This window comes from Agromyces soli, from assembly GCF_022811605.1.
In the GTDB taxonomy this organism is placed as follows: domain Bacteria; phylum Actinomycetota; class Actinomycetes; order Actinomycetales; family Microbacteriaceae; genus Agromyces; species Agromyces soli.
Window position 1 is genome coordinate 660,837 of sequence record NZ_CP094533.1, and the last position, 21,381, is coordinate 682,217.

20 protein-coding genes and 2 tRNA genes are annotated in these 21,381 nt (G+C 71.1%); 8 read left to right on the forward strand and 14 right to left on the reverse strand.

Going from position 1 to position 21,381, the window contains the following annotated elements; translation table 11 throughout:
• Window positions 1–8: 8 nt before the first annotated feature.
• Both MTP13_RS03155 and MTP13_RS03160 read right to left on the reverse strand, forming a co-directional pair.
• The gene (locus MTP13_RS03155) at window positions 9–647 is read right to left on the reverse strand and encodes a response regulator (RefSeq protein ID WP_243569605.1); all 639 of its coding nucleotides are present in this window, start codon (window positions 645–647) and stop codon (window positions 9–11) included.
• Window positions 644–2,302, reverse strand: a complete 1,659-nt coding sequence (locus MTP13_RS03160; RefSeq protein WP_243569606.1) for a GAF domain-containing sensor histidine kinase — start codon at window positions 2,300–2,302, stop codon at window positions 644–646. The genes MTP13_RS03155 and MTP13_RS03160 overlap by 4 nt, the downstream gene beginning before the upstream one ends.
• Before the next feature lie 207 nt (window positions 2,303–2,509).
• Between MTP13_RS03160 and MTP13_RS03165 the strand changes: the two genes are divergently transcribed.
• From MTP13_RS03165 to MTP13_RS03175, 3 genes are all read left to right on the forward strand, one after another.
• A complete protein-coding gene (locus MTP13_RS03165; RefSeq protein WP_243569607.1) occupies window positions 2,510–3,364 on the forward strand; it encodes a universal stress protein in 855 nt (284 codons plus the stop codon).
• Entirely contained in the window at window positions 3,361–3,882 is a 522-nt protein-coding gene (locus MTP13_RS03170; protein WP_243569608.1) for a flavodoxin family protein, read from the forward strand. Before MTP13_RS03165 ends, MTP13_RS03170 begins: the two co-directional genes overlap by 4 nt.
• 64 nt (window positions 3,883–3,946) lie before the next feature.
• Entirely contained in the window at window positions 3,947–4,777 is an 831-nt protein-coding gene (locus tag MTP13_RS03175; RefSeq protein ID WP_243569609.1) for a universal stress protein, read from the forward strand.
• Window positions 4,778–4,907: 130 nt separating this feature from the next.
• Here MTP13_RS03175 and MTP13_RS03180 read toward each other — a convergent pair whose 3' ends face one another.
• Together MTP13_RS03180 and MTP13_RS03185 are read right to left on the reverse strand one after the other, a co-directional pair.
• Window positions 4,908–5,588, reverse strand: coding sequence for a BON domain-containing protein (locus MTP13_RS03180; RefSeq protein ID WP_243569610.1), 681 nt, complete (start codon window positions 5,586–5,588; stop codon window positions 4,908–4,910).
• A complete protein-coding gene (locus MTP13_RS03185) occupies window positions 5,585–6,415 on the reverse strand; it encodes a universal stress protein (RefSeq protein ID WP_243569611.1) in 831 nt (276 codons plus the stop codon). The genes MTP13_RS03180 and MTP13_RS03185 overlap by 4 nt, the downstream gene beginning before the upstream one ends.
• Before the next feature lie 101 nt (window positions 6,416–6,516).
• Here MTP13_RS03185 and MTP13_RS03190 point away from each other — a divergent pair, with 101 nt between their 5' ends.
• Together MTP13_RS03190 and MTP13_RS03195 are read left to right on the forward strand one after the other, a co-directional pair.
• Complete coding sequence (locus tag MTP13_RS03190; protein WP_341681011.1) at window positions 6,517–6,969, forward strand: DUF1003 domain-containing protein; 453 nt, start codon at window positions 6,517–6,519, stop codon at window positions 6,967–6,969.
• Window positions 6,970–7,030: 61 nt separating this feature from the next.
• Window positions 7,031–7,495: a hypothetical protein gene (locus MTP13_RS03195; protein WP_243569612.1), complete on the forward strand. Its 465-nt coding sequence runs from the start codon at window positions 7,031–7,033 to the stop codon at window positions 7,493–7,495.
• A 270-nt stretch (window positions 7,496–7,765) separates the two neighbouring features.
• Here MTP13_RS03195 and MTP13_RS03200 read toward each other — a convergent pair.
• From MTP13_RS03200 to serS, 6 genes are all read right to left on the reverse strand, one after another.
• Window positions 7,766–7,857: transfer RNA gene (locus MTP13_RS03200), tRNA-Ser, on the reverse strand.
• A gap of 73 nt (window positions 7,858–7,930) precedes the next feature.
• Complete coding sequence (locus MTP13_RS03205; protein WP_243569613.1) at window positions 7,931–9,229, reverse strand: LCP family protein; 1,299 nt, start codon at window positions 9,227–9,229, stop codon at window positions 7,931–7,933.
• 51 nt (window positions 9,230–9,280) lie between these two features.
• A tRNA-Ser gene (locus tag MTP13_RS03210) sits at window positions 9,281–9,365 on the reverse strand.
• A 136-nt stretch (window positions 9,366–9,501) separates the two neighbouring features.
• A complete protein-coding gene (locus tag MTP13_RS03215) occupies window positions 9,502–10,782 on the reverse strand; it encodes an LCP family protein (RefSeq protein ID WP_243569614.1) in 1,281 nt (426 codons plus the stop codon).
• A 117-nt stretch (window positions 10,783–10,899) separates the two neighbouring features.
• Window positions 10,900–11,793 carry an HAD family hydrolase gene (locus tag MTP13_RS03220; protein WP_243569615.1) on the reverse strand — a complete coding sequence of 298 codons (894 nt, stop codon included), beginning with the start codon at window positions 11,791–11,793 and terminating at the stop codon, window positions 10,900–10,902.
• Window positions 11,790–13,058, reverse strand: a complete 1,269-nt coding sequence (gene serS, locus MTP13_RS03225; protein ID WP_243569616.1) for a serine--tRNA ligase — start codon at window positions 13,056–13,058, stop codon at window positions 11,790–11,792. The genes MTP13_RS03220 and serS overlap by 4 nt, the downstream gene beginning before the upstream one ends.
• 99 nt (window positions 13,059–13,157) lie before the next feature.
• Between serS and MTP13_RS03230 the strand changes: the two genes are divergently transcribed.
• Window positions 13,158–14,174 carry a diacylglycerol/lipid kinase family protein gene (locus tag MTP13_RS03230; protein WP_243569617.1) on the forward strand — a complete coding sequence of 339 codons (1,017 nt, stop codon included), beginning with the start codon at window positions 13,158–13,160 and terminating at the stop codon, window positions 14,172–14,174.
• Here MTP13_RS03230 and MTP13_RS03235 read toward each other — a convergent pair.
• Both MTP13_RS03235 and pheA read right to left on the reverse strand, forming a co-directional pair.
• Complete coding sequence (locus tag MTP13_RS03235; protein WP_243569618.1) at window positions 14,121–14,945, reverse strand: hypothetical protein; 825 nt, start codon at window positions 14,943–14,945, stop codon at window positions 14,121–14,123. The two genes, MTP13_RS03230 and MTP13_RS03235, sit on opposite strands and share 54 nt — an antisense overlap.
• A gap of 1 nt (window position 14,946) precedes the next feature.
• Complete coding sequence (pheA, locus tag MTP13_RS03240; RefSeq protein WP_243569619.1) at window positions 14,947–15,900, reverse strand: prephenate dehydratase; 954 nt, start codon at window positions 15,898–15,900, stop codon at window positions 14,947–14,949.
• Window positions 15,901–16,125: 225 nt separating this feature from the next.
• Between pheA and MTP13_RS03245 the strand changes: the two genes are divergently transcribed.
• Both MTP13_RS03245 and pgm read left to right on the forward strand, forming a co-directional pair.
• The gene (locus tag MTP13_RS03245) at window positions 16,126–17,388 is read left to right on the forward strand and encodes a DUF445 domain-containing protein (protein WP_243569620.1); all 1,263 of its coding nucleotides are present in this window, start codon (window positions 16,126–16,128) and stop codon (window positions 17,386–17,388) included.
• Window positions 17,389–17,489: 101 nt separating this feature from the next.
• Window positions 17,490–19,118, forward strand: coding sequence for a phosphoglucomutase (alpha-D-glucose-1,6-bisphosphate-dependent) (gene pgm, locus MTP13_RS03250; protein WP_243569621.1), 1,629 nt, complete (start codon window positions 17,490–17,492; stop codon window positions 19,116–19,118).
• 5 nt (window positions 19,119–19,123) lie between these two features.
• On the opposite strand, the gene MTP13_RS03255 is transcribed toward pgm, so the two are convergent.
• Window positions 19,124–20,254 (reverse strand): amidase domain-containing protein, encoded by a 1,131-nt coding sequence (locus MTP13_RS03255; protein ID WP_243569622.1) that lies wholly within the window; start codon window positions 20,252–20,254, stop codon window positions 19,124–19,126.
• 255 nt (window positions 20,255–20,509) lie between these two features.
• Window positions 20,510–21,325, reverse strand: a complete 816-nt coding sequence (locus tag MTP13_RS03260; RefSeq protein ID WP_243569623.1) for a M15 family metallopeptidase — start codon at window positions 21,323–21,325, stop codon at window positions 20,510–20,512.
• Window positions 21,326–21,381: the final 56 nt, after the last annotated feature.

Sequence of the window (21,381 nt, forward strand, 5' to 3'; positions counted from 1 at the left end):
CCGTCGCATCAACGCTCGGTGTCGCGGCGTTCGAGCTGGTACACGGCAGCTTGCGTGCGACGCTCGAAGCCGAGTTTGCGGAGGAGGCCCGACACGTAGTTCTTCACCGTCTTCTCCGCGAGAGAGAGCCGTTCGCCGATCTGGCGGTTGGTGAGCCCTTCGGCGACGAGGACGAGGACTTGGCGTTCGCGGAGATTGAGCGAGCCGAAGCGGGGGTCCTCGTGATCGGCCGCTTCGCTCTCCGGCCGCAGACGCGCGGAGACGGCGGGCGGAAGCAGCGATCTCCCGGAGGCGGCCGCCCGCACCGCGTCCACCAGCCCGGTGCCCGCGATGCTCTTCAGCACATAGCCGGACGCGCCGGCCATGACCGCGGCGGTGGCCGCGTCGTCGTCGTCGTACGCGGTGAGCATGAGGCAGCGCACGTCCGGGTACCGGGATCGGATCTCGCGGCAGAGCGAGATGCCGTCATCGTCCGGGAGGCGGACGTCGAGGACCGCGACATCCGGGGCGAGCGCGGCGATCCGGGCGAGCGCCCGCTCGGCGTTCGGAGCTTCGCCGACGATCTCGAGGTCATGCTCCCGTTCAAGAAGCTGAGCGACGCCGCGTCGGACGATCTCATGGTCGTCGACGAGGAACACCCTGGTCATTCTGCGATCCCCTCCAGCGGTACGACCCAGCTCGCCTCGGTCCGCCCCGGCTCGGAGTCGATGTCGAAGGTTCCGCCTCTCGCGGCCGCTCGGGCTGCGAGGTTCGTGATGCCGTTCCCCCGGCGCGCGCCAGTCATGCCCGCGCCGTCGTCGCTGACGGTGATCCGCACCTCGGCGTCGGTGCTGGTCACGGTGACGCGGATGACGTTCGCCTCAGCGTGCTTGACAGCGTTCATGACCAGCTCCCTGGCAGCGGCCGCGACGTCGGCGGCGAGCTGCCCGTGGACCGTGAGGTCCACCGGCCCCTCGAAACTGACGGAAACAGGGCGCGCCAGGCCGGTGGAGCACTCTGCAGCGATGTCGAGGATTCGGTGACGAAGCGACTCGTCCCGTTCGGGCCGTGGGGTCATCGCGAAGACGCTGGTGCGGATCTGGAGAATGGCATCGTCGAGCGTCGCGACCGATTTCCTGATCCGTTCGGAGAGGTGGGCGTCGTCCACGGATTCTGCGACCGCTTGAAGCTCGAGCCCGGTTCCGAAGAGCTGTTGGATGACGTGGTCGTGGAGGTCGCGGGCGATCCGCGCTCGATCCTGCACGAGCAGGGCGTGCTGGTGCTGTTCACGGGCCCGAGCGAGTTCGAGGGCGAGGGCCACTCGTCCCGCAAGGTCGGCGGCGATCTCCGTCTCGGCACTGCTGAACGGCGGGCGGCCAGGCTCACGCGCGACTGCGAGTACGCCCCAGGCAGTGCCGTCGGTGGTCAGGGGCAGGAACATGACCGCGCCGGTTCCGAGTGCTTCGTCGCGGATCGCGAGGGCGTCGGGTCGAGGGTCGTGGCTGAGGCCGGTGCGAGCGCGGATGGTGCCCGACGCGAGCGCCGCGTACGCCTCGGTCGCGGACGCGTCGAGCATCGCCCCGGTGAGATCCGCAGCACCGGAACCTCTCGCTTCGGCGATCCGCACCATCTCCCCGTCATCGCCGGGGACGGCGACGCACACGCGGTCGACGGTCGTGCGGGAGACGAGTTCCTCGGCGAGCATGCCCAGCGGCGAGCCTTCGACCGAATCGAGCAGTGCCGCGGTGATCTGTGCGGACGATGCCATCCATCGCTGCCTGAGCTGCGTCTCCTCGAGCAGCCGGGCGTTCGCGATCACGAAGCCGGCGGTCGCAGCCAGCGCGGTGACGAGCTGTTCGTCCTCCGCGATGAATTCGCCCCGCCGGGGGTTGGAGAGGTAGAGGTTGCCGAACACCTCGTTGCGCACCCGGATCGGCACACCGAGGAACGCGTCCATCCGAGGATGGTTGCGGGGAAAGCCGACCGAGCGCGGGTGGTCGGAGATGTGGCGCAAGCGGATCGGGTTGGGGTCGTCGATGAGCGCACCGAGGACGCCGCGGCCTTCTGGGAGATGTCCGATGGCGACCGCGTCGGAGTCCGACATGCCGACATGGATGAAGGCTTCCAGGCCGTTCCCGTCCGCCGCGATCACTCCCAGCGCGCCGAACTCGGCATCGACCAGCTCGACCGCGGCCTGCGCGATCCGCTCGAGCACGACGGGGAGCTCGACGTGCTCGACCATCGCTTGCGTCGCGCGCAGTAGAGCCTGCAGGCGCCCCTGGGTGTGAATCATCGCGTCGGCGCGCTCCATCAGCTCGCGCATGGCGCGATCCAGCTCCGACCGAGGCTGGTCGGCGAACGGCAAAGGCGGCCGATCCGACATGACTCCTCCGAGGTGACAGCCGCAGGCTACCACCGCGGCGCCCGCCGGGCCCACGGTCCACGGGACCAATGGCCCTCCTCACGCGCACAAGAAGGAGGACGCTACGAGCACGCAGACTGCATCGGACCAACGGAAGGGCGCATCGGGATGAGCGTGCTGATCGGTATCGACGGCTCGATTGCGAGCCGAGCCGCACTCGACTGGGGGGTCGCCCGCGCCCGCGCTGCGAGGACGGGGATCACCCTCCGCTATGTCGTCGACGACGAGTGGGGCGCGGTCGGCGCGAGCGCCCGTGCTGAACTCCGCCGGAACGCGGAAGTCCTGGTCCAGCACGAACTCGAGCTGGCGCGCGAGGGCGCCGGCTCGAGTCCGGTGACCGCGCAGATCTCCGTCGGGCCTCCGATGCTCACGCTCGCCGCCGAGGCGCGCGATCACGAGCTCGTCGTCATCGGCACCCACAAGGTCGGTGTCTTCCACGGTTTGGCGCTCGGCGCCCGCGGGCTCCAGCTCGCAGCGATGTCTCCGGTCCCGGTGGCGGTCGTCCCCGTTTCATCCGGGGGGCGCCGGCATGGGGTCGCTGTCGGCATCGGCGGCGAAGCCGGCGAAGACGCGGCCGTCCGGGCCGCGGTCGACGAGGCGAACCGCTCCGGTGAGCCGCTCGTCCTCGTGCAGTCCTCCACCAGCTCGGTACTCGCCGGCGCTCACGCCATCAGCCGGGCGCGAGCCCTCGCGGAGACCCTCGCTCCGGCTGCGGGAGTCACCGAGCAACGGTCGAGCGCGGCCGCCGGCGAAGCGCTCGCGATCATGTCCGGCCAGTCCGTGCTGACCGTAGTCGGACGTCCGACGCACCCTGGCGCGCACGGGTTTCGACCCCTCGGCCGGGTGACCTCGGAGCTTCTGCTCAACCTTCGCGGACCGGTCCTCGTCGTACCGTTTCCCGCCCTCCCCACCACGGAATCCCCCGAGAGAACGACGGAACCGGAGAGGAGCGCCGAAACATGAAGTCATTGGTGCTGTACGAGTCGATGTTCGGGCATACCCGCCGCATCGCGGACCAGATCGCCTCCGCTCTTGAGAGCTTCGGTGAGGCATCGACTCAGTCGATCGAAACCGCCGGCGACGATGCACTCGACGCCGATCTCATCGTCCTGGGCGCCCCGACCCACGCCCACTCCCTGCCCAGCCCCCGCTCACGGGCCGAAGCCGCCGACTGGGCTGCAGACCCGGATCGCCACCTCACGCTGGAGCACCGCCTGCAGGACCCCGGTCTCCGTGAATGGCTCGACGCGCTGCGGCGCGCGCCGAAGGCCTGGGCCGCATTCGCCACGCGCGTCGACATGCCCCGGATCCTCGCCGGGAACGGTGCGGCGGCCATCGAACGTCGAATGCGGCACTTCGACGTGCCGCCCCTCCTCGAAGGGGAGTGCTTCCTCGTCACGCTGGACGACGGCGAGCTCCTGGTCGACGAACTGGACCGCGCGAGGGCGTGGGGCGGGGCGCTCGGACGGGCAGCCACCTGACTGGGCCGGGCGACATCGTCGCCCGAGCGAGCAGAAGGCACACGCGGAACGAAAGGGAATCATCATGTTCGAACGAATCGTGGTCGGAATCGACGGGTCGCCCGCCGCGCAGCATGCTGCGGACTGGGCCGCCCGCATCGCCGGAGACGGGCACCTCGTCCTGGTCCATGTCGAACGAGACCGGGAGACCGGCAGCGACTACTTGAGCGCCACGTCGAAACGAGCCGGAGACCGGGTCACGCTCATCGACGAAGGCGAGCGGATCCGTGCGGCGAACCCTGGCCTTCACGTCGTCACCTCGACCGAGACCGGTCCCGTGGTCGACGTGCTGCGCACCTTCCTCCGTCGAGGCACGCTCGTCGTGGTCGGTCGGGACGCCGACCGCGGCGGTCGCTGGTCAGCGGGCGTGCGGCTGGCCGGATCCCACTCCGCCGGCGCGGTCGCCGTCGTACCGAGCGGCGAGGGCGGGGCGGACGATCTCGGCGTCGTCGTCGGCGTCGACGGCTCTGTTCTGGGCCGTGAGGCCATCCGGGTCGGAGCAGATCTCGCCACGGCGCTGCAGCTCCGCCTCACCCTGCTGCACGCGTGGGCTGCACCCGCATTCTGGGAGTCGGATCTGGCGGAGTACGCCAGTGAGTTCGCCGAGTTCGAGCAGATGCATCGCGATACCCTCGCCGCGGCGATGGACTCCGGGACGGCGTCCGGCGCCGAGCCGCACGCGCGGCTCGTGCACGGGAGGCCCGCCGACGAACTGCTCGAAGCGGTCGACACCGCCCGCGCAATCGTCGTCGGCAGCCACAGTGGATCAGCGGTCGAGCGCTTCCTCTTGGGATCGGTGAGCCACGAGGTCCTGCTGCGTTCGCCCATTCCGGTCGTGGTGGTGCTTCCGGGTTAGTCCCCGTGCTCAAAACGAGCTGCGGCTGGGGTAGGTGAGTCCGCTGCCCTGCCCGCATGCAGGGCACTGCCAATCTAGGGCGACCGTGGCGCGCCCATCCCGAAAGTACAGTCCACCGGGCGCTCGACCTTCACGCTGACCGACGGGCGCGTCCGTCGTGGACTGTCAGGAGGTTGTCGACTGCAGCGACGTACGGTGCTCGCCAGGCGATGTTCTCAGCATGGATCCGGTCCCCCCACGTGCGCACCGTCCCGCCCAGCGAGACCGTGCGACCGTTCACGCTGACGCGGATGTCGGCGCGACTGAGCCGAGCGTCGCGGTCGAAGGCTGAACGGATGCGGTCGGCAGTATTCGCGGCGGTGGGTCGCGGCTCGAGCGTGAGCAGGTTCGTGACTCGGCGAACACCGCGGATGTGCTCCACCGCGCGTTCCGCAGCGCGGCGCTCGTAGTCCCACCCAACGGTCCCGAGCAGGCGAACTTCGCCCTGTCTCAGCTCAGCTCGCACGGAGTCCGGAAGGTTGGCCGCCGCCAGGAGGGCATGGTCGACAGCCTTGGCGAGGTCGGTCTCCGAGAAGGTCCAGCTGTCAGGCGGGTGCACCTCGAGGGCATTCACGACCGTGCGGACCCCTCGGACACGGAGTGCCGCCTTTGCAGCGGCGGCCTGCTCCCACAGCGAATCGGTCTCCCCGGACAGGGTGACGACGCCATCCTCGACAGAGACGCCGATTCCGGCCGCGTCGACCTCCGGTGTCCATTCGAGCTCGTCCTGAACCGATGCGTGGATCTCAGGGTCGGATATGTGCGCACTCATCGTTTCGACTCCGGCTCCGGCTCGTCCGCTCGCTCCTCGGTGACGACGAGCACCGGGCACGGCGGATCCATCAACAGCATCACGCTCACCGAGCCGAGGAAGAAGCGCCGAAGCGGTCCGTACCCGTGGCTGGCGACGACGAGGAGCGACGCCTCGTCCCCGGCCTCGGCGAGCAGCTGGAATGCGTCCGCCCGACGCAGGTACCCGGTGACTTTCGCCGCCGAGTGCCGTGTCCGAGCGAGCGCGTCATCGAGGGTACGGCGGTGCATCGACTCGAACACCTCCAGGTCCGCGCTCACCTCACCGAAGACCGGCGCCCACGTCGACGGGGGGCGCCACGCGTGGAAGATCTCCACTTCGACGTGCCGATGCAGTGCCTCGCCGACCGCGACGTCGACCGCGCGGAGCGAGGCGAGTGAGCCATCGACCCCGGCGACGACGGGCAGGCCGACGTCGTCGCGCGGGGCCGATGGGATGACCGCCACGGTTCCCCCACCGTGACGGCCCGCCAACCGGGCCCCCAGGCTCCACCGCGATCCGCGTTGGTGCGCTGGGGTACCGAGCACGAGGAGCGTGTCGGGTCGAAGCTCAGCGGCGAACACCTCCTCCGGGTCGCCCTCGGTGATCCGCGTCTCGACATCCCAGCGGCGGGCCGGCGTCTGGCGGTCCAGCACAGCTTCAACCCGCTCCTCGTCAAACCCCGAGGCGGAACGCTCGACGACGTGAACGACGATGATCGGCACCTCGTTGCCGCGCTGCAGGGCCCACTCGAGCGCCCGCTCCGACGCGTCCGTTCCGTTCCATCCGACCACGATTCGCTTGAACATGGAGCCAGCATCCTCCCGGACCGAAGCGAGGGCCGGGCCGAAAGTCACATCCGGGTGCCGAAAGCCTCACCGCCTGCCGGAGACGGTGCTTGGATGCACGCATGGATGACACGACACTCCGAGAGGCGCGGCCGCACCGACCGCTGACGAACTGGCACGATTCCACCCGTGCAGGCCTCTCTCCGGGGCAGCGGGCCGCAGACGTGCTCCGCAACGGAATGGGCAGCTGGCTGTTCGTCGCCGTCTTCATCGTCTTCATGGCGATCTGGGCGATCCTGAACGCCACCGCGGCAGCCTGGGACCCCTACCCGTTCATCCTGCTGAACCTCTTCCTCAGCATGCTCGCCGGACTGCAGGGCGCAATCCTGCTCATCGCAGCCAAGCGGCAGGATGCGGTCGCCGCCGCGCTCGCCCAGCACGACTTCGAAACGAACCTCGCCGCGAAGACGGAGATCGAGGAGCTCATGGCGATCAATCGCGCCCAGCTCGAGGTCCTGAAAGAACTTCGCGCCCTCGCCGCCCAGGCAGGCGACGAACCGCCCGGCGGCGCGTAGGACCAAGGTCCCTCCGCCGTGGGGCGCGCAGACGCAGGCTTTGGCCATGGAAGATCGCCGAATGAGCCGTCTGGTGCTTCTCTGGGTGCAAGCCTTCATCGGCATCACTGCGGCCGCTGGCGGGTTCGCCCTCGTCGTCGGAGCGCTGTCCGACGAGTTGACCACAGCCCTGAGCCCGCCCGAGGAGTACCTCGCCGGGTCACCGTTCGGCAGCTACCTCGTCCCCGGACTCATCCTCGCGCTCGGTCTCGGCGGCGTCCACCTCGTCGCATTCGTCGCGCTGCTCCGCCGAGCGGGCACGGCGCTCATCGTCGCCGCTGTCGCGGGCTACATGACACTCATCTGGATCTTCGTGCAGATGATGGTCATCCCCTTCAGCCCGCTCCAGCTGGTGTACTTCGGCCTCGGTGCCGTGGAGCTCGGCCTCGTCCTGCTGCTCCTCGGGCTCTTCGACGTACGCGATGGCCGCGTCAGCTCATCGAGCTCGTCTCCGGGGCGGAGGTCGAGCACTCGCTTCCTCGGCTAGGACGATGTCGACCCGGTTGGCCGCGGAGGGCCGAGTTCCTCGCAACGTTCCTCGTCGTCGCCGCGAACCTTCGCGCCCTGTTCACCTTCGTCGAAGGCGAGGACCTCCGCGAGGCCTACGGAGTCGAGAAGATGCGCGCTCCCCATCTCTCCGAGTGCAGCCGGAAATGGTTCACGCCGGCAACGGCGAAAGCCCCCACAAACTGCGGGGGCTTTTCTGTGCCTGGCGAGAAATCAGTCTGTTCAGACTGAGATTCCAGATCACGCCGAGTGGCGGAGACGGCGGGATTTGAACCCGCGGTCCCCTTACGGGGACTCCACCTTAGCAGGGTGGTGCACTCGACCGGACTATGCGACGTCTCCTCGCGAGCGCTTGCGCGCACGCGACTGCCATCATAACCCGATGGCCGGACGAATCACGATTCGAGCGCCGGCCCTACTGGTCGGCGAGCGTGCGACCGGCGGAGCAGCGCACCTCGGCGGCCGTCTGCCCGGTGACGTCGCTCGGCAGCGAGCCGGGCGGCGGGGTCGACTCGACCGGGGCGTCGCTCGAGGCATCCTCGGCCGGAGCCTCCCCCGTGTCGCCCTCGGCGGCGACCTCGGCGCTCGGCGACGCGGGCGGCGCGGTCGGGTCGGCGGCCGAGGCGAAGTCCGTCTGGTCGGCGTTCGGGTCGAACGTGATCGGCTCGTCGTTCTGCAGTGCCTGGTTCACGAGCTCGGCCGACTCGGCGGGGACGACGCCGTCGTCCATGTAGCCGGTCGGGTACTGGATGAACGCGATCTTCGACAGGTCGACGTCCTTCATCGCCTTCGCGATGGAGATCATGCGCGTCGGGTCGGTGAGGCTCGACGACAGCTGCATGTTCGCGAGCGCGACCTTGGCGATGCTGTAGAGCTTGACCGGGTCGCCGAGGGTGCCGTCGGACTGCAGCTGCCGGGCCAGTGCGGAGAGGAACACCTGCTGGTTGGAGATGCGGCCGAGGTCGGAACCATCGCCGACGCCATGGCGCACGCGGAGGAACTGCAAGGCAGCGAGCCCGGAGAGCTCGTGCATCCCGGCGGTGAGGTACGTGTCGGTGTACGGATCCTCGATCGGCTCGGCCACGCACACCTCGACGCCGCCGATCGCCTCGGACAGCCCCGCGACGCCCATGAACTGCACGATGCCGGCGAACGGGATCGTGACGCCCGTGAGCTCCTCGACGGTCTTCACGACGCAGTCCATGCCGCCGTAGGCGAGCACGCTGTTCAGCTTCACGCTCGAGAGTGCCGAGAGCTCCTCGTCGGGGTTCTCGGGGTCAGTGCAGGTGCCGGGCACGGGGACGTACATGTCGCGCGGGAAGCTCACGACCTCGACGTGCGAGTGGTCCTCGGCGATGTGCATGAGCATGGTCACGTCGTTCAGCACGGCGGTTTCCTCGTCGGGATCGCCGAAGCCGTCGCCCTGCCCCTGCCGGCTGTCGCTGCCTATGACGAGGAGGTTCACTCCGCCCTCGATCGCGCCCACGTCGGGCACGCCCTCGAGCACCTTCTCGCTGTCGAGGGTGACCGTCGGCTGCGCCGAGGAGGCGAGGTCCCAGGCGGCGTAGGCCGCGACCGCACCGCCGGAGACGAGGGTGACGGCGGCGACCGCCGCGACACCCTTCAGGATCGTCTTCCACGCCGCGCTGCGGCGGAGCCGCCCGTGGCGCGCGAGCGACGGCGTCTTGGCGGAGCGCCGCGAAGTGGGCTGCACGTCGTGAGGCAAATCGCGTTCCTTCCGTCTGCCTGGCTTGGGGGATCGACGCGGAGGGCGTGGGATTCGAACCCACGAGGCATTGCTGCCCACTGGTTTTCAAGACCAGCTCCATCGGCCGCTCGGACAGCCCTCCATGCCCGCCGGCGCACGCCTCGTGGTCTGCACCCCGATACGCCCGCGACGGACAGGCCCCGATTCTACCGAACCACGTCCCCCAGAGCCTGCCATTCGGGCCTGAGAAGGTGCTGAGGCAAGCTCGGATCCCCTGATCAGCCCGTGTTCGCGGTCGAGCAGCGCACCTCGTCGCCGGCCTGCCCGGTCACGTCGTCCGGCAGGGGCGGCGGATCCATCGGCGCATCCGTCGCGGGCGCACCGCTCGCGTCGACCGCCGGCGCACCGTCCGTCGGCGCACCGTCCGTCGGCGCACCGTCCGGCGGCGCATCGCCCGCCGTGTTCTCCGGTGCCGGCGTCTCCGGCGCGGTGCCGTAGCTCGCGTGGTCGGTCGCGGTCGCCGAGAGCTCGATCGGCGCGTCGGCCTGCAGCGCCGCGTTGATCGCCTCGGCGGAATCCGACGGCACGACCGCCGAGAGATCCTCGGTGTACCGCGTCGGGTACTGCACGAACACGATCTTCGAGAGGTCGAGGTCCTGCACCGTCCTGGCGATCGAGATCAGGGTCGCGGGGTCCTGCAGGTAGCTCGAGAGCTGCATGTTCGCGAGCGCGGCCTTCGCGATCGAGTACATCCGGATCGGATCGTCGAGCACGCCCTCGGCCTGCACCTTGCGCATGAGCGAGGCCATGAACGCCTGCTGGCTCGAGATGCGACCGAGGTCGGAGCCGTCGCCCACGGCGTGCCGAGTGCGCAGGAACGCGAGCGCGGTCAGCCCCGAGATCGAGTGCGTGCCCGCGCTGAGGTTCAGTCCCGACCACGGGTCGTCGATCGGGTCGACGAGGCAGACCTCGACGCCGCCGATGGCCTCGCTGATCGCCGCCACCCCGGCGAACTCCACGACGCCGGCCAGCGGGATCGGGATGCCGACGAGCTCCTCGACCGTCTCCGCCACGCAGCCGAGGCCGCCGTGCTGGAAGACCGTGTTGATCTTCACGCTCGACATCGACGAGAGCGTCTCGCCCGCCGCCCCGTTCGGGTCGGCGCACTCGGGCACGCTCACGAGCAGGTCCCGCGGGAAGCTCACCACCTCGACGTGCGAATGGTCCTGCGCGATGTGCACGAGCAGGTTCACGTCGTTCAGCACCGCCGAGTCCTCCTCGGGATCGCCGAAGGAGCCGTCGGCCGGCCGCTTGTCGATCCCGGCGAGGAAGAAGGTGAGCCCGCCGTCCATCACCCCGATGTCGGGGATCTCGGCGAGCACTTCCTCGCTTTCGAGCGTGAAGGTCGGCGGCTCCTGGATGTCGTCGTAGAGGTCGGCGACGGCGTACGCGGCGATGCCGAGCGTCGAGACGAGCAGCACCGCGACGCTCGCGGCGAGCCCCTTCCCGAGCGCGCGCCACGCGCTCGGGCGCCGCTGTCTGCCGTGCCGTGCCGCCATGGCCTGCGCTCCCCCGGACCGGCCAGGTCGATGGCCGTCGCAGCGACAGAATAGCGGGATGCCTCGGCCATCACCCGGCGTTCAGGGCCGCGAGTCGGCGGCGTCGGCGCGCTCGGCTCAGGGCAGCGAGTGCAGCACGGCCGCGAGGCCCGCCTCGTGGATCGCCCCGGTGACCTCGCCCGCGACCTCGCGCACCTCGTCGGGCGCCTGGCCCATCGCGACGGCCCGTCCCGCGGAGCCCGCCCAGCGGAACATCTCGATGTCGTTGCGGCCGTCGCCGACGGCGAGCACCCGGTCGAGGGGGTGGTCGATCCAGCCGCGCACGCGCTCGAGCGCGGTCGCCTTGTTGACCCCGTCGGGGGCGATGTCGAGCCAGGCGGTCCAGCCGATGGCGTAGCTCACGTGGTGCAGCCCCATGCGGTCGACGATCTCGAAGAACTCCTCGAGGCCGTGCTGACGACTGCGCACGACGACGCGCGTGGCCTGCTGCCCGAACAGCTCGTCGAACGGCACCTCGCGCGCGCGATCGAGGTTCCACTCGGTCATGCCCGCCGTGTACAGGCGGTAGCCGTCGCCGAGCTCGATCATGAACTCGCCGGCCGGCAGCACCGCGCGGATGCGCTCGAGCACCGCGGTGGGGTCGAAGACCTCGACGAACTCGCGGCGGTAGCCGTCTTCGGCGGCCTCGTCGCGACGCATGGTGACCGCGCCGTTCGCGCAGACGACGTACTCGGGCTCGAGGCCGAGCGAGCGCAGCACCGGCCCCGTCGTCGACCAGGAGCGGCCGGTCGCGAGCGTCACGTGGTGGCCGCGCGCGACGGCGGCGGTGACCGCCTCGGCGACGGCGTGGTCGATCGACTCGTCTTCGTGCATGACGGTGCCGTCGACGTCGAGGGCGACGAACCAGCGGTGCTCGTGGGCGAGCGGCTGCGACGACGGGCGCGAGCCCGACGAGGCATCCGCCGTCTGCTCGACGATGGTGCGCACCCGGGGCTCGCGACGGTCGCTCATCGCCGCACCGGCTCCAGCACCTCGAGGCCGCCGAGGTAGCCGCGCAGCGCCTCGGGCACCACGACCGAGCCGTCGGCCTGCTGGTGCGTCTCGAGGATCGCGACGATCCAGCGGGTCGTCGCGAGCGTGCCGTTGAGGGTCGCGACGGGCGCCGTCTTGCCGCTCTCGGTGCGGTGGCGGATGTCGAGGCGACGCGCCTGGAAGGTCGTGCAGTTCGAGGTGGAGGTGAGCTCGCGGTACGCGCCCTGCGTCGGCACCCAGGCCTCGACGTCGTACTTGCGGGCCGCGCTGGAACCGAGGTCGCCGGCCGCGGTGTCGATCACCCGGTAGGCGAGGCCGAGGTCTTGCAGCATGCCCTCCTGCCAGCCGAGCAGGCGCTCGTGCTCGGCCTCGGCGTCGGCGGGGTCGATGTAACTGAACATCTCGAGCTTGTTGAACTGGTGCACCCGGATGATGCCGCGGGTGTCCTTGCCGTGCGAACCGGCCTCGCGGCGGTAGCACGTCGACCAGCCGGCGTAGCGGATGGGGCCCTCGGAGACGTCGAGGATCTCGCCCTGGTGGTAGCCGGCGAGGGCGACCTCGCTCGTGCCCGTCAGATAGAGCTCGTCGTCGGGCAGGTAGTAGATCTCGTCGGCGTGCGCGCCGAGGAAGCCGGTGCCCTGCATGATCTCGGGCTTCACGAGCGTGGGCGTGATGAGCGGCACGAATCCGGCCTGGATGGCCCGGTCGAGCCCCATGTTCATGAGGCCCAGCTCGAGGCGGGCGCCGACACCCTTCAGGTAGTCGAAGCGCGCCCCGGACACCTTCGCCCCGCGGGCCATGTCGATCGCGTCGAGCAGCTCGCCGAGCTCGAGGTGGTCGCGCGGCTCGAACTCGAAGGCCGGCACCTGCCCGACCTCGCGCAGCACCACGTAGTCGTCTTCGCCGCCGGCGGGCACGCCGTCGAGCACGACGTTGCCGATGCGCTGCACGACGGCCTGGAAGGCGGCGTCGGCCTCGTTCGCGGCGTGGTTCGCGTCTTTCACGGCCTGCGCGAGGCGCTGCGCCTGCGCGACGAGCTCGGCCTTCTGCTCCTTCGGGGCCTTCGCGACCTGCTTGCCGAAGGCGTTCTGCTCGGCACGGAGCGTCTCGAACGCGGTGATGGCGGTGCGGCGCGCGGCGTCGGCGGCGACGGCCTCGTCGACCAGCTCGGGAGACTCCCCGCGCAGCTCCTGCGAACGCTTGACCAGCTCGGGGTTTTCGCGGAGCAGCACGGGATCGATCACCCGGCAAGTCTAGCCGGGACCGCCCGCACGGGCCCGCCCCGCCGAAGAGCCGGAGCCGGGCTCCCGGATCCGCCCCCGGCGATGCCGTACCGTTGGCGTGTGGCGAGCGAAACGACCGCCGGCGGCCCGGCGACCGACGATCAGGCTGCGCGCCCGCGCGCCGCCGTGATCAGCAACCCGACCAAGCAGGGCATCGATGCGCTGCGCGCCGCCGTCGAGCGCGCCGAGGAGCGGCAGGGCTTCGCGCCCTCGCTCTGGATCGACACCCTCGAGGACGACCCCGGCAAGGGCATGGCCCTCGAGGCCCTCGAAGCGGGCGTCGACCTCGTGATCGCCGCCGGGGGCGACGGCACCGTCCGTTCGGTCGCGGCGGGCCTCAGTGGCAGCGGCGTGCCGATGGGCATCGTGCCGCTCGGCACCGGCAACCTGTTCGCGCGCAACATCGACGTGCCGGTCAACGATCCCGACGACGCGGTGGTGCTCGCCTTCTCCGGCGCCGACCGCACCGTCGACGTGCTCGTCGCCGACGTGGTGCGCCCGAGCGGCGCCCAGGAGTCGCACACCTCGCTCGTCATGGCCGGCATCGGCATCGACGCGGCCATGATCTCGAACACCAACCCCGAGTTGAAGAAGCGCGTCGGCTGGCTCGCCTACGTCGACGCGGGGCTGCGCTCGCTGCCGGCGTCCCAGCCGTTCCGCATCGCGTTCCGGATGGATGCCGGTCGCCACCACCGCTCCAGGGTGTCGAGCATCCTCGTCGCGAACCTCGGCTACCTGCCCGGCAACATCGAGCTCGTCCCCGACGCCGAGATCGACGACGGCCGGCTCGACGTCGTGCGCCTGCAGCCGCGGAACCTCTTCGGCTGGCTGTTCGTGTGGCGAACCGTCGCCTGGGAGAACCGGGTGCTGCGCAAGAGCGCCTTCGGCCGCCAGCTCATGGACCTCACCGGCGGCGACCGGCACCGCGCCGTCGCCTACTCGCGCGGCCGATCGGTCGAGATCGACATCGACGGCGAGCCGCAGGAGTTCGAGATCGACGGCGACGAGTTCGGCGAGATCGTCTCAGCGCACTTCCGGGTCGACCCCGCCGCGCTCACCATCCGCGTCCCGCGCTGAGGCGGGGGCGGCGGACGGCTCGGCGGACTCGGCGCGTCTCGCGATCGCGGACGCGGCACCGATGACGAGGATGCCGAGCACGGCGAGCGCACCGGCCCGCGCGGCCGGCGTCGCGAGATACGGCCGCAGCTGGGCGAGGGCGGCGTCCAGGCGCTGAGCATCGCTCCACAGGCCCGGGTCACCGGAGAGCTGGGACGTCGCGCCGGAGCCGGCCCAGATCACCATGCCCGCCGCCACCAGCACGGCGGCCCCGAGCCCCAGCACGAAGGGATTCACCCGGAACCGGACTCCGCGATGCGCCCGCAACAGGCCGAGCGCCACGGCGAGCAGCACCGCCCCGCCGGCGCCGACCTCGAGCAGCGCCGGCGCGAGCCACCATCGCAGTTCGCTCCAGGGATTCTGGAAGAAGGGGCCGCGGAAGTTCGTCTCGTCCGCGACCCCGACCCACAGCCACCAGGCCCCGAACAGCACGAGGAGCGCGCAGAATCCGTAGGCGGCGGCGAGCCAGCTCCGCGACGTCCGTCGGGCCTCGGCGCTCTCGAGCTCCGCGTCCGGCTCGGCGACGGCCGTTCCGACCGCGGACGCGTCTCGCTCCGCCTCCGGCTCCGCGGAGGGGATCCGGCCGGTGGGAGCGACCGCCGCCCGCTCTACCGCAGCCGGCACCGGAACTCGAGGTGCATCCGCCGAGGCATCCGCCCCTCCGCCGTCGCCCGGCCCGGCGACGTAGCCGCGCTGGAAGCGCGCATCGAACCGCGGATCGAGCTCGGTCACCTCAGCCCTCCGGCTCCCCGGAGAGGATGCCGCGCAGCCAGTCGCGCGCCTCGACGAAGACGCCGTCGTCGTACTTCGAGTGGTACTGGATCTCGCGCCGGTCCGCCCGCGGGTAGGAGCCTAGGAAGATCACGTTGGGTGAAAAACGCCGCAGACCGAGCAGGGCGTCGGCCACCCGCTCGTCGCGCACGTGTCCCTCGAGGTCGATCACGAAGCGGTAGCGGCCGAGGGCGTCGCCGATGGGCCGGGACTGGATGAGCGAGAGGTTCACGCCCCGGGTCGAGAACTGCTCGAGCATCGCGAGCAGCGCGCCGGGCTCGTCGTCGGGCAGCTCCACGATGACGCTCGTCTTGTCTGCCCCGGTGGGCGCCGGCAGTTCGCGCGAGCGGCCGACGAGCACGAAGCGGGTGACGGCGTTGGGGTTGTCGCCGATGTCGCGGGCGAGCACGTCGACGTCGAGGAGTTCGACGATGCCGGGCGGGGCGACGGCCGCGTCGGCGCGGTCGCCCTCCTCGAAGAGGCTCGCGGCGGCCTGCACGTTGCTCGTCGCCGGGATGTGGCCGTGCGCGGGCAGGTGCCGCTCGAGCCATCCGCGCGACTGGCCGTAGGCGACCGGGTGGGCGTTCACGACGCGCACCTCGGCGAGCGCGGTGCCGCGCCGGGCGACGAGCACGAAGTTCACCGGCACGAGGTACTCGCCGATGATGCGGAGGCCGGGCACGGTGGCGAGGGCGTCCTGGGTGGCACTGACCCCGCCGTCGACCGAGTTCTCGATCGCGATCATGGCGGCGACCGACCGGCCCGCGACGACGTCGGCGAGCGCCTCGCCGACGTTGTTGACCGGCCGCCAGTTCGTGCCCCGCGCCTCGGGGACCTGCTTCAGCGCGGCCTCGGTGAACGTGCCGGCCGGGCCCAGGTAGGAGTAGCTGGGGGTGGGGGCCGGCGCGTCCGTCATGCCGCGAGCCTAGTCGAGCGCCGGGGCCCGCCTTCGTCCGTCGACGACTCAGGAACCGCCCCGCCATCCTGCCTCCCCCGCCATCCCGCCTCCCCGCTTCCCCGCCATCCCGCCTCGCCGCCACCGACAACTCAGGAACCGCCCCACCCGCTCCGGCGCCACTCCGCGGGAGGACGAACGGCACGCCGGCCATAACCGGCAGATGTTCCTGAAATACTGCGAGGCATGCAACGGGTCGTTCCGAGCGACGCGGAGCGCCGCGCCGCGCTCCGCCGGATGAAGACGATCGCGACGGCGCTCCTCGTCATCGCCGCGATCGTCTTCGCCGTGTCCTTCGCCCTGCAGGACCGTCTGCCCTGGCTCGGATACGTGCGCGCCGCGGCCGAGGGGGCGATGGTCGGCGCGATCGCCGACTGGTTCGCGGTGACGGCGCTGTTCCGCCGGCCGCTCGGCCTGCCGATCCCGCACACGGCGATCATCCCGACCCGCAAGGACGAGATCGGCGCGAGCCTCGGCGCCTTCGTCGAGCACGAGTTCCTCTCGGACGAGGTGGTGCTCGGCAAGCTCCGCTCGGTCGAGCCCGCCCGGCGCGCCGGCGAGTGGCTGCGCGAACCGGCGCACGCCGAGCGGCTGGCCGCCGAGGCATCCGTCGCGGCGCACGCGCTGCTCGAGCTGCTCGGCGACGACGACGTCGAGCAGCTGCTCGAACAGCTCGCCCGGCGCCACCTGCTGGAGCCCGAGTGGGCGCCCGCGATCGGCCGGGTCGGCGCCCGGCTCGTCGCGGCGGACCAGCAGCGTCCGGCGATCGACGCGCTGCTCGCACGGGCGGAGGGATGGCTCGACGCGCACCCGGAGGCGTTCGGGAGCATGGTCAGCGACCGGCTGCCACGCTGGGTGCCGAAGCTCGTCGACCGCTTCGTCGACGACCGCGCCTACCGCGAAGTGCTCGCCTTCGTGCGGGCCGTGCGCGCCGACGACGCGCATCCCCTGCGGCTCGCGATCGACCGCTACCTCGGCGACCTCGCCGAGAGCCTGCAGCACGACCCGGCGACGATCGGCAAGGTCGAGCGGCTGAAGACGGAGCTGTTCGACAGCCCGCGGGTGCGCGAGTTCGCGAGCGAGGCGTGGGCGGCGGTGAAGAGCTCGCTGACGGCGGCGCTCGCGGATCCCGAGAGCGAGCTGCGGCGAGGCCTCAGCCGGGCCCTCGTCGAGCTCGGCGTTCGCCTCGCCGCCGACGAGGGGTTGCAGGCGAAGGTCGACGGCTGGCTGACGGATGCCGCGGCCTACGTGGTGCGGAACTCCCGCTCGGACATCGCCGGCGTCATCACGGAGACCGTCGAACGCTGGGACCCCCGGGAGACGACCGAGAAGCTCGAGCTGCAGGTCGGGCGGGACCTGCAGTTCATCCGGATCAACGGCACCGTCGTCGGCGCGCTCGCCGGCCTCGCGATCTTCAGCGTCGCCACCGCTCTGCACGCCCTCCTCTGATCGCCCCGCTCCGACCGCACGCGCGGCTCCGACTTGCCCGACTTTCATGAAAGTCGGGCAACCCCCCTCAGCGGGACGGGGCCGAGTGGAAGACTGGGCGCATGCACGAGCGAGCGGGAACCCCGGCCCTCGAGGCCGATCTGATCGATGTCGACGCCCTGGTCCGGGCCTACTACGAGCTGACGCCCGACGTGTCGGTTCCGGCGCAGCGCGTCGCGTTCGGCACCTCGGGCCATCGCGGCTCGAGCCTGACGTCGAGCTTCAACGAGACGCACATCCTCGCGATCACGCAGGCGATCGTCGAGTACCGCACGGCGCAGGGCATCACCGGCCCCCTCTTCATCGGCGCCGACACGCACGCCCTCTCGGCCCCCGCGCAGACGACCGCGCTCGACGTGCTCGTCGGCAATCGGGTTCGCGTGCTCGTCGACGAGTTCGACGACTACGTGCCGACCCCGGCGCTGTCCCGCGCGATCATCGCGTGGAACGCCGACCCCGCCCGCCGCGCCGAGGGCGAGGCCGACGGCATCGTCATCACGCCCTCGCACAACCCGCCGCAGGACGGCGGCTTCAAGTACAACCCGCCGCACGGCGGTCCGGCCGACAGCGACGCCACGAGCTGGATCGCGAACCGCGCGAACGAGCTCATCGAGGGCGGCCTCGCCGAGGTGAACCAGGCCGAGCCGAGCGCGGTCGAGACGTACGACTTCCGCAGCGCCTACGTCGAGGACCTCGCGAGCATCATCGACTTCGACGCCATCCGCGAGTCCGGCATCCGCATCGGCGCCGACCCGCTCGGCGGCGCCTCGGTCAACTACTGGGCGGCCATCCGCGACCGCTACGGGCTCGACCTCACCGTCGTGAACGAGCTCGTCGACCCCGCCTGGTCGTTCATGACGCTCGACTGGGACGGCAAGATCCGCATGGACCCGTCGAGCCCGAACGCGATGGCCTCGGTCGTCGCGAAGGCCGGCGACTTCGACCTGCTGACCGGCAACGATGCCGACGCCGACCGGCACGGCATCGTCACCCCCGACGGCGGGCTGATGAACCCCAACCACTACCTCGCGGTCGCGATCGAGTACCTCTTCGCGCACCGGCCCGAGTGGCGGGCGGACGCCGCGATCGGCAAGACGCTCGTCTCGAGCTCGATGATCGACCGGGTCGCCGCGTCGCTCGGCCGGCGGCTCTGGGAGGTGCCGGTCGGCTTCAAGTGGTTCGTGCCCGGCCTCATCGACGGCTCAGTGGGCTTCGGCGGCGAGGAGAGCGCCGGGGCATCCTTCCTCCGATTCGACGGCTCGGTCTGGACCACCGACAAGGACGGCATCCTGCTCTGCCTGCTCGCCGCGGAGATCCGCGCCGTCACCGGGAAGTCGCCGTCCGAGCTCTACCGCGGCCTGGTCGAGCGCTTCGGCGACCCCGCGTACGAGCGGACGGATGCCGCGGCCACCCCCGAGCAGAAGGCCGCCCTCGGCCGGCTCGACGGCGACGCGATCGCGGCGAGCGAGCTCGCGGGCGAGCCGATCACCGCGAAGCTGTCGCGGGCGCCGGGCAACGACGCCGCGATCGGCGGGGTGAAGGTCGTGAGCGAGGACGCGTGGTTCGCGGCCAGGCCGAGCGGCACCGAGGACGTGTACAAGGTGTACGCCGAATCGTTCCGCGGGCCCGAGCACCTGCGGCTCGTGCAGGCGGAGGCCCAGCGCATCGTCGGCGAGGCGCTCGGCGGGTAGCGGGGCTACTTCACCGAGAAGTAGTTGACGGTGCCGCCGCCGGCGATCGCCTCGTCGACGTCCCAGTAGTCGGCGTCCTTGGTGTGCCCGCCGACCCAGATGCGGGTGCCGGCGTCGCCGTGCTCGACCCGGGTGACGATCGCGGTGTGGTCGCGGTCGCCCGAGGCATCCCAGTCGAACTGGGCGATGTCGCCCACCTTGACCTGCGCGCGCTGCGAGTCGTCGAGCGGAGTCGCGAGGTCGGGCCGGCCGAGCAGCCAGTCGCGCATCGCCGTCGAGCTCGACCAGCTCGCCGACATCGCGCCCGTCGCGGCGTCGGAGTACCAGTCGCCGTCCATCGTCCAGCCGCGCGCGATGAGCGACTGGCTCGTGAAGTTGGCGCAGTCGTTGCCCGAGATCACCGTGTAGGCGTCGGTGTTGTAGTCGCTCCAGTACGCGAGCACGTAGCCGAGCTGCGCGTCGATGCCCGGGTCGCTCGTGTACGTGAGGCTGAGCTCGCTCGGAACGGCGACCGGGGAGGCGGCGGCGACGAGCGGGTGCACCGCCGTGAAGGAGGCGGTCGCGGGCGAGGCCGGGGTCTCCGCGGCGACCGCGGTGCCGTCGGCTTCGGTCATGGTGACCGCGACCGAGCCGAGCGCGGTCTCGGCGACCGCGGGGACGGCGAAGGTGAGCTGGTCCTTCTCGGCGGAGACGATCGTCGCGGCGGCGCCGCCCACCTGCACCGCGGCGACCTCGTCGAGCGCCTCGCCCTGCACCGTGACCTGGGTGCCGCCGGTGAAGGGCGCCGCCGCGACGGAGAGGCCGCTCGTGACGACGGGAGCCTGCTCGACCTGCGAGACGGTCGAGCCGCCGGGGGTCACGCTGAGCTCGTCACCGGTCGCGACGAGCGGCGCGGCTTCGGCGGCGAGCGAGGCGGGGGCGGGTGCGCCGTCGGCGCCCGCGGCGGAGACGGCGCCGAAGGCGGTCACGCCGAGGATCGCGCTGGCTCCGGAGAGGGCGGCGACCCGGCGGAGGCCTCGGGCACTCGGGGCGCGGGTGCTGGTCGAGGTGCGGGTGCTGGTCGAAGCGCGGGTGCTGTTCGGGGCGGCGCGGTGCTTCGGGCGGCGGGCAGGGGTGTCGGGGGAAATATCAGGCACTGAATCAGGAGTCCGGGTTGGGGGAAACGGAACCTGGACACCCCATCATGCGTTTTTGTGAGGATTCTTCCCGAATCCTGGGAGGCCCGTGAGAGCGCGGTCACCTCGGCATCCGCCTTCGTCACCCTCGCAGGAGGAGATCGTCGCACCGGGAGGATGCGCTGAGGCATCCGCCCCTCCCCCGGCGCGAATCTCCTCCGCCAGAGCCTGGCCATGCCCTGCCAGGCCATGCCCGCGCCGGGCCAGGCGGGCCGGCTACTCCTGGTACTCGGGGGCGGCGGGGAGGCCGAAGAACTCCTCGAGCGTCGTGATGCCGCGATCGTGCATCTCGGTCGAGAGGTCGACGCCGACGTAGCGGAAGTGCCACGGCTCGTACTCGTAGCCGGTCACCTCCATCTTGTCGGCGGGGTAGCGCAGGATGAATCCGAAGCGGTACGCGTTGTCGCGCAGCCAGATGCCCTCGTCGGTGTCGCCGAAGCATGCGTCGAGCGAGCAGTCGCCCGATTCAGCGCCGATGTCCATGACGAGGCCCGTCTGGTGCTCGCTGTACCCGGGCCGTGCGGTGAGCGTGTCGTCGCCGTCGTAGATCTCCTCCTGCGTGGAGTACGAGCGGTAGGCGCTGTTCGAGGCGAGCGCGAGGCCGGCTTCGCTCGAGGCGGCGTCGAACATCGCGACGATGGCGTCGGAGGCCTCCTGCCGCATGAGCGGCTCCCAGGTGTGCGCGACGGGCACTTCGACGAGGTCGGCGGGCTCGTAGTCCTGCGGGTCGAGGGGGCGCAGCTTGTCGACGACGACCCAGATGCTGTCGGGGTCGTCGATCGAGTGCGCGGTCATGTCGAAGACGGGCACGGACTGCGCCGGCGGCGCGGTCTCCGGCGCCGGGCGAGGGGTGGGGGTCTCGCTCGCCGCGCCCTTCGCGCCGCTGGGCGAGGCACCGGCGGGCGCCCCGGAGGCGGCGCCGACGACGAACGCGGCGATCCCGATCAGCGCCGCGGTGAGGGCGAGCGCGACGATCATGCGGCGGCGGTGCACCGCCTCGCTGACGACTGGGCGGGGGGAGCTCTCAGACACCCTCCGAGTGTACGTCCGGCCGAATGGGAGTCCCTGGGAATCCGAGCGTGAGAGCG